This is a genomic window from Cupriavidus sp. PET2-C1 (genome assembly GCF_054515855.1).
This window is the reverse complement of record NZ_CM137260.1, coordinates 2,946,024-2,958,998: the sequence shown is the minus strand read 5'-3', so window position 1 is coordinate 2,958,998 and position 12,975 is coordinate 2,946,024. Positions and strand designations below refer to the sequence as shown.

General features: G+C 57.8%; 10 protein-coding genes and 3 pseudogenes. 4 read left to right on the top strand and 9 right to left on the bottom strand.

Translation table 11 applies throughout. The annotated features are described in order from the left end of the window. Positions 1-331: 331 nt before the first annotated feature. The gene (locus ACX12D_RS33185) at positions 332-1,291 is read right to left on the bottom strand and encodes an Ldh family oxidoreductase (protein WP_459376602.1); all 960 of its coding nucleotides are present in this window, start codon (positions 1,289-1,291) and stop codon (positions 332-334) included. 205 nt (positions 1,292-1,496) lie between these two features. Then, on the bottom strand, positions 1,497-2,468 hold the full coding sequence (locus ACX12D_RS33180; RefSeq protein ID WP_459375190.1) for a Bug family tripartite tricarboxylate transporter substrate binding protein: 972 nt from the start codon (positions 2,466-2,468) through the stop codon (positions 1,497-1,499). 368 nt (positions 2,469-2,836) lie between these two features. Between ACX12D_RS33180 and ACX12D_RS33175 the strand changes: the two are divergent. The 4 genes and pseudogenes from ACX12D_RS33175 to ACX12D_RS33160 form a co-directional block, all read left to right on the top strand. Next, positions 2,837-3,115: pseudogene (locus ACX12D_RS33175) on the top strand (tyrosine-type recombinase/integrase); the annotation flags it as partial. A 115-nt stretch (positions 3,116-3,230) separates the two neighbouring features. Continuing rightward, positions 3,231-3,692 (top strand): annotated as a pseudogene (locus ACX12D_RS33170) (ProQ/FinO family protein). Positions 3,693-5,200: 1,508 nt separating this feature from the next. After that, positions 5,201-5,326 (top strand): hypothetical protein, encoded by a 126-nt coding sequence (locus ACX12D_RS33165; RefSeq protein ID WP_459375189.1) that lies wholly within the window; start codon positions 5,201-5,203, stop codon positions 5,324-5,326. 59 nt (positions 5,327-5,385) lie between these two features. Continuing rightward, positions 5,386-6,445, top strand: a pseudogene (locus ACX12D_RS33160) (IS630 family transposase). 646 nt (positions 6,446-7,091) lie between these two features. Here the strand turns inward: ACX12D_RS33160 and ACX12D_RS33155 are convergent. The 7 genes from ACX12D_RS33155 to ACX12D_RS33125 all read right to left on the bottom strand — a co-directional run bounded on the left by ACX12D_RS33155 (position 7,092) and on the right by ACX12D_RS33125 (position 12,907). Then, positions 7,092-7,880 (bottom strand): amino acid ABC transporter ATP-binding protein, encoded by a 789-nt coding sequence (locus ACX12D_RS33155; protein ID WP_459376600.1) that lies wholly within the window; start codon positions 7,878-7,880, stop codon positions 7,092-7,094. Positions 7,881-7,953: 73 nt separating this feature from the next. Continuing rightward, entirely contained in the window at positions 7,954-8,601 is a 648-nt protein-coding gene (locus ACX12D_RS33150; protein WP_459375188.1) for an amino acid ABC transporter permease, read from the bottom strand. Further along, complete coding sequence (locus tag ACX12D_RS33145) at positions 8,601-9,260, bottom strand: amino acid ABC transporter permease (RefSeq protein ID WP_459375187.1); 660 nt, start codon at positions 9,258-9,260, stop codon at positions 8,601-8,603. The genes ACX12D_RS33150 and ACX12D_RS33145 overlap by 1 nt, the downstream gene beginning before the upstream one ends. A 22-nt stretch (positions 9,261-9,282) precedes the next feature. Further along, positions 9,283-10,179 (bottom strand): transporter substrate-binding domain-containing protein, encoded by an 897-nt coding sequence (locus ACX12D_RS33140; protein ID WP_459375186.1) that lies wholly within the window; start codon positions 10,177-10,179, stop codon positions 9,283-9,285. Between the two features lie 184 nt (positions 10,180-10,363). Beyond that, the gene (locus ACX12D_RS33135; RefSeq protein ID WP_459375185.1) at positions 10,364-10,537 is read right to left on the bottom strand and encodes a hypothetical protein; all 174 of its coding nucleotides are present in this window, start codon (positions 10,535-10,537) and stop codon (positions 10,364-10,366) included. 37 nt (positions 10,538-10,574) lie between these two features. Then, the gene (locus ACX12D_RS33130) at positions 10,575-11,600 is read right to left on the bottom strand and encodes a glutamate cyclase domain-containing protein (RefSeq protein WP_459375184.1); all 1,026 of its coding nucleotides are present in this window, start codon (positions 11,598-11,600) and stop codon (positions 10,575-10,577) included. Next, entirely contained in the window at positions 11,597-12,907 is a 1,311-nt protein-coding gene (locus tag ACX12D_RS33125) for an aminotransferase class I/II-fold pyridoxal phosphate-dependent enzyme (RefSeq protein ID WP_459375183.1), read from the bottom strand. Before ACX12D_RS33125 ends, ACX12D_RS33130 begins: the two co-directional genes overlap by 4 nt. Positions 12,908-12,975 lie beyond the last annotated feature (68 nt).

Sequence of the window (12,975 nt, the reverse complement as noted above, 5' to 3'; positions counted from 1 at the left end):
GTTGGCCTCAATGACATACTTTCGTTGCTCGTCCAGTTTGCGCAGGGCTGATCCTGACGTCCTCCCTGCCCTCAACCTACGGCTGCCGCGCTGAGCGCAGAACGGACAGGGATTCCTGCTGCCAAACCCGCACGCCAGCGGGCGAGGATGTCTTTCGCGGCATTGACGTCGCGTTGTGACCGTTCCGCAGGGGCCGAAACTCCATCCTCTTATTCCAGGATCTGGAACACCTTTCCGGACCGTGCGCGTGCCGCGGCACAATCTGGTCTAGGACTACCATCTCTCGATGGTGGGCGGTGCGTTGGAGAGAGAGGTGCTTCGACAGGCTGGGCTATCGTAAGCGCGACTCCGTGAGAGCTAGAGCCCTCTCCCACATTGCGCAATCGACTGTCACGCATTCGTGTGCTCTCTGTTTCGTGCCTGGTAGTCGTGTTCCGGGCTGCGCAAGTATGGCGTCCTTCAATCTGTCAAGCTTGTACCCGAAATGACTCCCCGCGATCGCCGTTGGATCAAGCAATAGGCAGAAGACCCCTAACCCGTGAGGCGGTCCTGAGACTGCTTGCAAGCTCTCAGTGTCGAGTGACATCGCAGAATTGGTGAAGAATGACGCCAGAACCTCCGACATCAATCCAATGCCGAATCCTCTGCTACCGGCGGCCGGCAGAAGAGCACCCGCGAGAGCTTCGATCGGGTTAGTTGTCGGCTCCCCGCGCTGCGACACCGCCCATCCCTCCGGAATTGGCTCCGATCTTTGAGCGGCCTCGCGAACATGGCGTAAATTTGCAGCGCTCGTGCACTGGTCGAACTGAAACGCTATTCCTCCCCTTCCATCTGGTATCGACATTGCAATCGGATTAGTTCCAAGAACGGGCTTTGAGCCGCCAGGCGCGGCAACACTTGCCGATGCATTGGTGAATGCGATCCCAATGAACCCGTGCTCGGAAATTCTTTCCGGAAAGTATCCAAGAGCGGTGCAAGTGTAGGCCCTGCTGATAGCCAATACCGCGACGCCTAGAGACTCAACGCCGTTCAACGCCTCGGGCAAGCCGAGGGCGAATGCTGGTTGTGCGAAGCCATCGTCTGCGTTGACTTGAATCAGGCCAGGCCGAATGCGACTCATTTTTGGCACCGCCTTCCCCACTACCCTGCCGCTGAGCAGCTGCGCACAGTCACGTTCGAGGTGGCCGAGTCCGCAGTGAGTGTTTCCTAGCTGCTCCGCACGCCTTAACGCCTTGGCGACTTCGTATGCCGCGAACTTGGAAGCCCCGTGGCGTCGCAGCGCGATGGCCATGACCCTCTCCAGAGTTTCAATAGAAACTGTTGTTGTGTTCATTGGTACAGATTCCAATAGTGCGAGAGTGTGATGATGAATCGACTTACGGTTCACCTCATTCCGTGGGTATGATGAATGAACTGAAACCAAGTGCCTATGAACGACGATATAAGTTTCCACTGCCGAAAACAAAATCTTTTTCTTCTTTTAAATCCAAGGTATGTCAGTCGAATTTAATCTTTTCCGTTTGAATCACATTCGCCCAACGTTTTGTATCTTCAGCCATGAAGCCTGCCATTGCCTGTGGGGTTCCCGGTGTCGCCTCCATTCCGGCTACTGACAATCTCGCTCGAACTTCGGGGTCGAACAGCGCCTGATTCATGGCCCGGTTCAAGAGCGCGACAATCGGCGTGGGGGTGGCTGTTGGGGTCAAAATTCCGAACCAGCTTTGATAGTTGAAGCCAGGTACGCCGGCTTCCGCCACGGTTGGAACGTCAGGGATAGCCTTACTTCGAGTGGAGGAACCGACTGCAATTGCACGGATCTTGCCGGATCTAATTAGTGGCAGTGCGCTCGCGTCGACAAAGGTAAGATCAACCTCTCCGCGAATGAGGCTAGGCATGATCACAGGGGTACCGTGAAATGGGACATGCAGCATATCAATACCGGCCATTTGTTTAAGCATCTCCGTCGCTAGATGCTGTGAGTTACCAATACCCCCGGACCCGTAGATTAACTTGCCAGGCCGCGCCTTCGCCATGGCGATCAATGTCTTGACGTCCGAAATCTGTGACTTACCGCTGGTCACGAGCACCGGAGACATGTAGACGCCCATTGAGATAGGCTGCAGGTCCTTAACGGGGTTGAAGTTCAGCTTTCGATTTGAGGCTGCCAGAATCGTCGTCGATGGTGTTGCGACGAGAAGTGTGTACCCATCAGCAGACGCGTGTGCCACCAACTCTGTCCCAATGATGCTGCTTGCACCGGGCTTGTTCTCGACAATCAATGGCTTCCCTACTATGGTCGACATCTTGTCCGCGAGCACTCGCGCGAAGACATCTGGCGCACTGCCGGGAACAAACGGTACGACGATCCGAATCGGCTTTGATGGAAACGTGTCTTGCGCGTAGGAAACCCCAAAGAGATGCGATGCAGATGCGAGTAGTCCGGCGCAGAGGGCATGGCGGCGGTTCATAAGGCAGCTCCGAATAGTTGGAAAGCTTGAATGATGTGTGCCGTGCAGCAATCCTTACTGCCGCCAACACTTGTCCTCGAGTAGGCACAGCGATCCGCGCCAAGTCTGGCGCGGAAGTCGCGGTACGGTTCCTGCATTGATGCGAATGACATCACCTGCCTTCAACCAGGTTGCCGATGGGAAGCGTTTGGGTTACCGACCTTGCACCGAGGCGGTTTTAGACGAACTAAGCCTCTGGAAGGGAATTGGCCGGCTGATTTGTGTGCCCATAATTGGAACAGTGTTCCGATTAATAAATTATGATGCTTATGAACGCTGGGCGTCAAGGAGCCTGAGGGTGCGGGACGTCCGTGCGCGTGTTGCTGAAGGTGCTGAAGGGAGTGTTCGGCATGGCGACCGAGCGCCTGCGGGCGTGCGGACCCGATTGGGAGGCGCAGGCCGCAGTGCTGGCGAGCGCCTCGGCCCACTGGCTACGCCACACCGCCGGTTCGCACGTGACGGACCTGCAGATCGACCTGCGCTTTGTTCACGACAACTTTGGCCACAACTCCCAGTCGACAACGAGCGGCTACTTGCGCGGCGAAGAGAATGCACGGCACCAGGCAACACAGGAACGGCATCGGATCGGCTGGACTGGGAAGATGTAAAGCGCATCCGCGTGGCAAGCCGCGCGCTCATGCACATGGATATGAGCCGCACATGCGACTCAGCAATTGGGATGTGGCTGCTAAAATCGCCCCACGCAATCGCCACTAGGCACAACTGACAGAGCAGGCAGCAAAGGTCGAAACGGCTGCCAAGCCTCCGAAGAGGTCCAGACCGCCCCGCGCCCGGGAAGCCACGCCAGCCGATCCGGCAAAGCCGGTCGATCCGGTCGTCCACGCGATAGCCCGGCTGCAGCGGCGTTTTCCCCTAACCTTTCCGAAGAAACCGGCACCCAAGGTGCTGCTCAAGATTGGCATCTTCGAGGATCTCGTCCCATGCGCGCAGGACCTCTCCCTGAGCGAAGCCGACTTGCGCGAGGCGATCCGAACATGATGCCACAGCACCCGCTATTGGGAGTGCCTCATCGAAGGCGCATCGCGGGTGGATCTGGCCGGCCAGGATGCAGGGCACGTCCGAGCGGAGGATGCAAAACGTGCGCAGCAACTGCAAACGAGGCGTGCGCCGTGGGCACCATCCAAATCGGCGAAGGCGTCGCACGCCGTTGATGCGGCTCGATAGGTTGAAGTTTTGGCATGGGGGCGCGCTTCTCTTCGTGCACCAAGGTGCATGCGCCTTGGGCACGAAAAGCGGTCAAACCCAGTCTGTCTCGCACACGCAAGGCGTGCTCGAGATTAGTGACGACCTTGCCGTTCCCGAGCTTGAACAGCATGCCGGCAGAGACACCACAATGCCTCGCCGCCTCGCGCCTGGTCTATGGGCATTCCTTCGCCTGCCCGGGTGGCTCGAATGCGGTCACCCAGTTGGTGAATGGTGCAAATCGTCGCGCTCGAAGGTGTCGTCGGATCAGGTAGTGGTCGCGGCATGGAGGCCCGTCCCGTGAAGAAGCCAAACCAGCAGCGCGGGGGCCGCGGGCCATATTATTTCATGATCGTGAAATAATAATCGGAAACGAGATTGGCTTCCTTTCCATGCCGAGGGGGGCTGCCTCATGCCAGTCAGCGCTTGATGGTTGCACGTGCATCTTGCGTGGCACCTAGCATTGCGCAAGATAACAAATGTATTGGGGCCATCCTCTCGCACGTAGGTACTCGCTATATATTTTTTCCGGCATGCTACGGTGCCTGATATGACAAATCATTCTAAGTCATGACGCCTCCACGCATCTATACACTATCGTCACGCGTCGGCCGAGCACGAAGCCGCCCGACGAGAGTGCCGCCCTCCCCGACTGGGAGGCTTCGGTGGTGACCGCCCCATTGGTCGGCTTGATACGGCAGCGATGGGGGGATACTGGTCTCTGTGGGGGAAAGAGTTGAGACGACCAGCACGCGGGCGAAGATAGCGCGTGGCTCGAATGACTGTCGGAGCCATCCAAGCTATGGATGGTAGAAGGATTCCTGCAATATGCTTGCGGGGGCCTTCGGCATGGCCTTCTACCCTAAAGGGAGGATATGCCTGCTGAAACAGTGTGGATATGCTCGATTGAGGATAGAAGGGTTATTCCTGAGCATACGCAAGGGTATGCATCTCGAACCGGAATAACCAGATGCATACCTGCGCTTTTGCGCGGATGAGGGGTGAGCCTATTAATACGTGTGCATGTAGACCGCTTCGCGGTCAGGCAGCCAGGGTGGACGGTATGGAGCGTAGCGCTGCTCAAGCCCGCTTCTAGGGAAGGCGTGTGGGGTGGCGATCTGCGATTCGGTTCTCGCCCCTCCCTACGGAGCCCCTCCCTAAAGGTTTGGTCGCCTGAGGGTCGCCCCTCTCAATACGTTTTACCAATACGTTGCCGGACCGGAGCCCGTGCTCGACATAATCCTCCGAATCCTGCGGCTCCGAGTCCTGGCGAGCTTGAGCGAATAGCGCGCGGTGCCATATGCCCCTCGACCGACTTTCTGGCGCCTCTCCACGCGGACCAGAGCCCGTCCCGACCTCTCGACACACAGTCGGACCGGATCGCCCCTTCCCTATTCCTCGACTGCGATGGCCGCTAGAATCCGGTCATGCCCATATCGGGATGGTGATTTGCTCCGCTGCTGGTCGGGTTGCTGAGGCCATATCCATCCGTGCAGATCGTCCGCGCCACCTCCTGGCTGCAAAGTCTTGCCATCGACAAGGTCATTGCCTATCTGCCCGCAGAGCTTGCCCAGCGGGTGGGCGACCACAAAGGACATCAAGCCACGGTTTGGTGACTTGCAAAGCGGAATCGCTAGTCCATTGCGTCATTGAAAAAGCACCCGTTTGTGATTGAATTAGGTGCATGGAAAAGATGAACTTGACCGAGTCTGAGCGTGAACAGTTGCAGGCGGCGACTCGGAGCCGCACCGTACGTGCGGCAGATGCGCGTCGAGCGAGGCTGATCCTGCTGCTTGACGAAGGCATCGCGTGAGGCGATCATGCAACGGCTCGGTTGCGACTCGCGCTTCATTTCGCGATGGTCGAGTCGGTTGTTGGCCGAGCGACTGTCCGGCTTGTACGCGCGCCACCCTGGACGAGCACCGCTGCAGCCGCCCGAGAAGCTTGAAGCGCGCGTGCTGAACTACACGCTCAAGCGCAAGCCTGCGGATGGGTCCACGCATTGGAGTAGCTACAAGCTTGCGGCGGAATTGGGGGACGTGTCCGTCACGGCCGTACAGCGCATCTGGCGAAAACATGGCGTGCGCCTGCATCGATTGGACAAGCACATGATCTCCAACGATCCGGACTTCGAGATCAAGGCCGCGGACGTCATCGGCCTGTATCTGAACCCGCCAGCGCATGCAGTGGTGTTCTGCGTGGACGAGAAGACCGCAATTCAAACCCTGGATCGCAAGGACCGGATGTTGCCGCTGTCGCCAGGGCGCGCCGAGAGCCACGGCTTTGAATACAAGCGTAACGGCACGCTCAGCCTGTTTGCCGCACTCAATACGACAAACGGGCAGGTGATCGGCAAGACCGCGCCCCGCCATACCAGCGAGCAATTCGTGGCGTTCCTCACTGACGTTGTCGCCAGCCAGGGGCCGAAGCAGGAAATCCATTTGATCTGCGACAACGTAAGCAGCCACAAGACGGATCTCGTACGCACCTTCCTCAGTGAGCATCCCAACGTCCGGTTGCACTACACGCCGACTTACACGTCTTGGCTCAATCAAGTGGAGAACTGGTTCGCGCGCATTCAGCGCAATGTCATCACACGTGGGATCTTCACCTCGGTGAAGGATCTGGCTCGCAAGCTCATGCGCTATATCCATCAACACAACAAGGATCCCAAGCCAATCAAGTGGAAGTACGACGATCCATCGCGACGAATTCGTCCGGTGCCATTTCAATGACGCAGTGGACTAGCGCCGCGATGCGCCCCTCCAGCGCGCGAATGGCGGCTGGCTGCCGCCGCGAGCAGGTCGAGGCGTAATAGCCGCCCCTGGCGGAACTCGCCGCCCAGGGCTAATGCCGTGGCCAGTTCCATGTGCATCCAATTGGTCATGCGGTGCACGGCGCCGCGTGTCGTCAAATACGCCGGCGTCGGGCATGTAGCGCTCCCAGACCGCGCGCGGAGCGAGACCCTGCGCCACGGCACGCAGGTGCGCGAAATGTCCGCCGTGCAACGAAGCGCGCCGGCTGGCCTTTTAACTGATTAAACGGGACCTCAAGCGCGAATGTGGCGTCCATGCCGGCGCTGGACGCGTCCTCTGGTCCGGAGAAAAGATCTGCAATTGGCTGCGGATTTCGGCAAAAGCCGGCATCGCAACGCGCATATACCTTTGGCGGTAACTGAAAGCCCCGAAGCTCCTATGCATGAAGAGCGCCCCCGAAACGTGCGCGTCTAGTCATGTGCTGTATGGTGGGGCGGCGACGGCACATGCCAACTGATGAAGCGCTGTCAATACCCGGCCATTACATAGCTAGCCGGTCGCCACCCTCGCGGGTCAACCAGCATCCCTAGCCAAATTCCTGCGGCAAGTCGGGGCACGGCGGAATTCACGCAGTCAATGGCTGATGCGCTTGACTGAATCGACGAACGAAAGTCTTAAAGCGGTCTGTTACGGGATTCGCGAAGATATCTCTGGGATTTCCATCCTCCAGAATCTTCCCCTGATAAAAAAACAGCAATCTGTCTGCGACGTCACGAGCAAACTGCATCTCATGCGTGACGATAATCATCGTCATCCCCTCTTTGCTCAGGTCTCGAATCGTACGAAGCACTTCCTCCACCAGCTCCGGGTCGAGCGCCGACGTCACCTCGTCGAACAGGATTACCTTCGGATGCATCGCAAGAGACCGTGCGATGGCGATTCGCTGCTGCTGCCCGCCAGAGAGTCTGGAGGGAAAGCTACTGGCCTTGTCCGCAAGCCCCACCTTTTCGAGCAACGCCATACACTCGTCGCGAATCTCGGATTTGCTACGACTGTGGAACATCAAAGGTCCCATCATCACATTATCGAGTGCAGTTCGGTGTGGGAAAAGATTGTAGTTCTGGAACACCATTCCCGCAGTCGTGCGCAGCCGGGAAATCTCTGCCTCGGACTGGCGCCTGCGCACATCAGTCCCATCAACGTGAACGTCCCGATACCCAACCAACTTTCCATCGACGTAGATGTTCCCTTCCTGGAACTCCTCGAGAAAGTTGATACACCTCAGCAGTGTTGACTTTCCTGAGCCACTGGGACCAACCATAACGACAACCTCTCCCTCATTGACATCAAATGATATTTCATCGAGTACCTTGAGGCTTCCGAACCACTTTGATACGTTCTGCACTTGTATCATGGGGCGATTATCATCTTTCAAATCCATGCTTTCTCCTAAAAACCCTGCTTACCATAACTGCATGCTTAGTCTATTAATCAAATTTAAGCTTGTGCTGTAAGTGACTCGCAAACAGAGAGATTGGGTAACAGATGGCAAAGTAAATCAGCATTACACCAAAGAACACCTCGAATGCAGCAAGCGTTCTCTCCACAACTTCGCGAGAGGCGTACGTCAACTCCCAAACACCGACAATCGATGCGTAAGAGGTGCTCTTCACCGCAATAGATGCATTTGTCACCAGCGGCGGGGCAGCCAGCCTGAGGGCCAGTGGTAGCTGAACCTTCCGAAGAATCTGGCCGGGCATCATGCCGATACTCTTAGCCGCCTCGACCTGCAGCTTTGGCACCGCCAGAATTGCACCCCTGACAATATCCGTGACGAAGGCCGCGAAATATAGCGCCAGTGCAATCGCGGCGGCGAATGTTGGCGGCAATGTTACGCCAAGCTTTGGCAAGGCAAAGTAGGCCAGAAATATCAGTACCAGCACCGGTACTCCGCGGACGACGTAGATGTACGGCGTGATAATCCTCGAAGCGAACCGGGGCCCGACCGCTGCGATTGCGCCGAGTACCGTTCCCAGCCCAAAGCTAGCGACTACCGTGAAGACCGCCAACTGCAGGGTGACGGCGGCCCCCTGGAGAAGGTAAGGCAGTGACTCAACTAATGCCGACATTGCCATCACATCTTCTCCCGATAATGAGCTTCCAGTGCACGAAACACCAGACTCACCGTTGTCGTCATAAGTAGGTAGAACAGCGCCACGACGAGGAAGACCTCATACGAAACCGCCGTGCGTTCCATCGTTAGCTTCCCCGTAAGGGTCAGGTCTACAACACCGATGCCGGCAACCAGCGACGTGTCCTTGATAAGCACTGCAACTTGATTTCCAAGGCTCGGGATAACCTTCAATAGCGCCTGTGGAAGAATAGCTCGCAAAAAAACCGCCAACGGCCGCATCCCGATCGCTCGCGCGGCATCCCACTGCGTTCTCGGGATGGATTGAACCCCGCCACGCAGCACCTCCGCGAAGTAGGCACCGCTTTGGATGGCGATAGCCAACGCGCCACAGTAGATCCCGTCCAGGCGCCACCCCAGGAGCGGCAGCCCGTAATACGCAACTAGGATGAGAACAAAAGTCGGCGTATTTCGTAGAAACTCAATGGCGGCATACACCGGCGCGCGCAGCATGACATGCTTAGAGAGCCTCGGGATGAGAGCCAGCGCGCCTACCACCAGCGCCAGCGGCAGGCTTAGTGCAACTATCGACAGCGTAGTGACAAAGCCCTCGCCGAACGGGCCGAGTATTGCCTCTAAAGAACTCATCAACGGAGAGAACATCGGTCGGCCTCGTGATAGATACTTACTTTACGTAGTACTTGGCGTTCGGTGGAGCCTTGCCAAACCACTTCTCGTAAATCGTCGTGTATTCCGGGTAAAGCGAGCCACCACGCATTTCACCGACGTAAGTATCCAAAGCAAGCCACCAAGCAAAGTCGCCGGGCTTCATGAACACAGCGTTGTTAGTTGCGGCGGTCATCTTCTGCGTCAGAAGGCGTACGTCAGGATTCTGCTTCACGTACCAGAGTGCAACGGGTTCGTCCAGTTGCGCCGCATCCACCCGGTTCGCCTTGACCGCCGTGAACTGAGCGCCAGTGGAGTCCAGAACCACTGCCTTGGCCTTAGGGAAAAACTGCTTGGCACGTGCAGCCTGCACAGGGGTCGACAGAATAGCGGTAGAGTACTTAGGATTGTCGAGGTCAGCGAACGTTTTGATGGGAGAGTCCTTCTTAACCACCACGACAATTCCGGAGTCGATATAGCCCTGTGTGAACGCAACGCGAGCAACTCGGTCGGGAAGGATTGTGGCCACGTGGATGCCGAAGTCCACCTTCCCACTATTGACGTTTTCCCACCTGGCGGCTGAACTCTGCTTCACGAACTCGATGCGATTCGGATTGTCATCGCCAAAGAGGGACTTGGCGATAAGCTTGGCGATATCGATATCGAACCCGGTAAGGGCACCCTTCTCGTCGACGAATCCAAACGGTGGAGACTCGCTCGACACACCAACCACGACCTTCCCTTTCGAGAGCACCGCGTCCAGCTTGGAACTCTGCGCGTGGGCCCACCGAGGCGATAGCAGCGCGGTGAATGCGCAGACAATGGTTACAGCAATCAGTTTGAGTACAGATACCATGGCCATACGCTTGCCAGGTGAGACGTCTGTAGCAAAGGTGGCCGTCTTGATTCCGTTCATTGCATTTACTCCGTTGGTAGCTTCCGTCTTGAGCAAGCACCGCACGTCCGCGACAGTTGCGTTGGTGCAGTTCCGAAGGTACAAATACCTGTAGCGCAGTCTCGGTATCCAGCCGACGTGCGCAAAGCAAGGCAGGTCGCTGCATTGGGCGGCCTTGTCCTCTACCAGCTAAATATCGCAACACTCAGTTGTAGCCAAGCACGGCGATGCTCTTCAAGTCCTCATCATCAGTTCCGCAATCCAGCGGACACTGAACGGCGAACGGACGCTGCTTCCTTTCTGACTGCTCGTGCCTTATCGGCATTCGCTCATTACTTTCGAGTTTGCTTCGATCAAAGCTCTCGTTGTTCGAGTTCATTTCTGTTCTACCTATTAAGATGACAATATCAATGCATCTATCGCACTACGGGTCGAACGATTGCGCGAAGCATCTCAACCATCGCAAGATGACTAGAGACGGGAATACCGTCGACATTTGGGTCGATGATGCCGACGACGGAGTTAATCAACCCGACATCGACCCCGCGGCGCAGTAGTTCTGCCTCCAGTTCCGGGGTGTGGAGCAAACGTGCGTCTCCTTGCCGCATGGCCAACGCGGCGGCAATTGCGTAGCAGCCCCAGTTGGAACAAGCAGCGGTCACTAGGACATCCGCACCGGTTACGGCTCCGATTCCGGCGCCGCACTCACATGCACATTTGTCGCCGAATTTCACGTGCTTGCGGACCGCTTCCGCAATGAGGCCCATCCCAATCTCATTGCCACCATCGCCGACGGCAACGGTCGGGATGCCCCTCTTAATGGCTTCATCGAAGACGAAATCAATACGAGCTCTCTTCATGCCATAGTCGATTCCGCGCATGCTGTGATAAATGCCTTGCTCGTTACGGCCGACGCGTTCCGTTGAGAAAAACAAGACAGGTTTCAACTCGTCCAGGACCTGCGTGGCTGCGACCTTTGCTTCGTCGTCCTCAACCGGGAATGCCTGAAGTGACACGACTGCGAGACTGCCATCCTTACTCGCAATCCTCGCTTGCTCAATCGGCAGCACCGTGAGGCCTGCAGACGTCAACACTGCGCCCAGGCTATCCAGCAGTGTCGCTTCTGCCAGTACAACGCACAGGGCTTGCTTCGCGAGCGAGAGGGCGCGCACGATGGCTGCTGCGCCAGCGGGCCCGTCGTTCTCACCAACACTGGGAGAAATCCAGGCGCGGGATACGGAGCCCGTTGTCACCAGCACGGTAGAACCCTTTGGCACTGCCGCCAGTGCATCCGCCGCGGCTCCGACCAGGGGCTTACCAATCAGCGAACGCGCCGCAGCATGTAGGTGCTCAACCCCGCGCCCGCCGATGTCGAGTGAAACCAACTTGTCGAGGCGGTCATCGAACGCAGCGAGGTCAACTTTGGACGTGCTCGTGGTCATTGGGTGCCTCCCAAAATCAGTTTTGCCACTGCGTCCCTGTCGTGAATAATCTTGGCTATGGTGTCTAGCGACTTGTCCAAAGCGTCGATGACGGCTTCGACGCCGCCGACCCGCCGCAGCGCATCCAGCGTCGGCTTCAAGCGAACCGACACGCGGGCGCCCGGCTGACCATGCGTGTTTACGGTCAGCACACCGTGGTCACGGAGCAGGACCATACCCAACGCCGAAGTGGCCTCACACGGAACTACGACGGGCTTCTCATCCGTACGGCCTGCGCGCTCCATGAGAATCGCGAGGATGTCATTCTCGTCGACCATCGGTCCAAGGTCACTACGCTTGACACGCTCGTTCCCGAGTCGCTGCTGCAATGCAGTGACAAGCAGTTGGCCCGATTGCGATTCCTTCTGCAGGTCCTCTGCCGAGTACTTCTGAAGTGAACGCAGGACTGCTGCCGCGATGGGCGCGCGCGCCTCCATACCGAACTCGGACGCCTTGGCGCTGGCAGCGGTGACCAGGTCGGCGCGCCCAACCAGCACGCCAGCACGCGGCCCGGAGAGGCCTGCCTTGTCGCAATTGGTAATCGAGATGTCTGCACCGAGCTGGAGACTGAGCGCCCCCCCATGCAGGACTGGGCGAAGGCGAGCGCCGTAGGCCTCGTCGAGGAGAACAGTCGCATTACGGCGCTTTGAGAAATCCACCACTTGAGTGGTTACGTCGTCGTCCATCCGTTCAAGGCTGCTGGTGACCGTCGTCACGACAACAAGGCCCGGGCCTTCTGCTTCGATAGCCGAGCGCCAGTCCTTATCCCCCTGCACCTCCACGAGCTTCACCTGGGCGATACGCGCACCGCGTAAAACAGACGCATGTGAGCGCCCGCCGGCTGGCACAACTGATACGACGGTCTTGCCTGCGCTGTTCGCCGCGATGGCCGCGATAATGCCGGCGCTGGTCCGGTTGAAGACGGCCACGGTGTCTTCTGGCTTCCCACCCATATGGGCGATAGCGACTCTCCGTAGGTCGTTCGCGGCCAAGCCAGGGCCCACCCACTCCTCGCACAGCGTCAGCAGGTCGTCCGGCGACACGGGGAAGTCACGCTGGTTGCCAGTAAAAATGCCAACCGACTCGGGCCCAAGTTCACGTACGCGCTCCGCCGCTACGGCCTGCCCCTGCTGCAGGCGCCGTGCCTCATCCACGCTTGAGCGAATGATGGTGCCTCGTGCGAACCCCACTACGGGGTCAATAGGGTTTCCGAAACTATCTTTCGCCAGGCTATCGACGTCGGGGCGCTTGCCAGAAGAATTCTGCATACTCAATCCTGTTGTTTCCGATTCCACTGCCGGCATTCGTGCCGGCGAGTTCCGCTTTTCATCTGCTG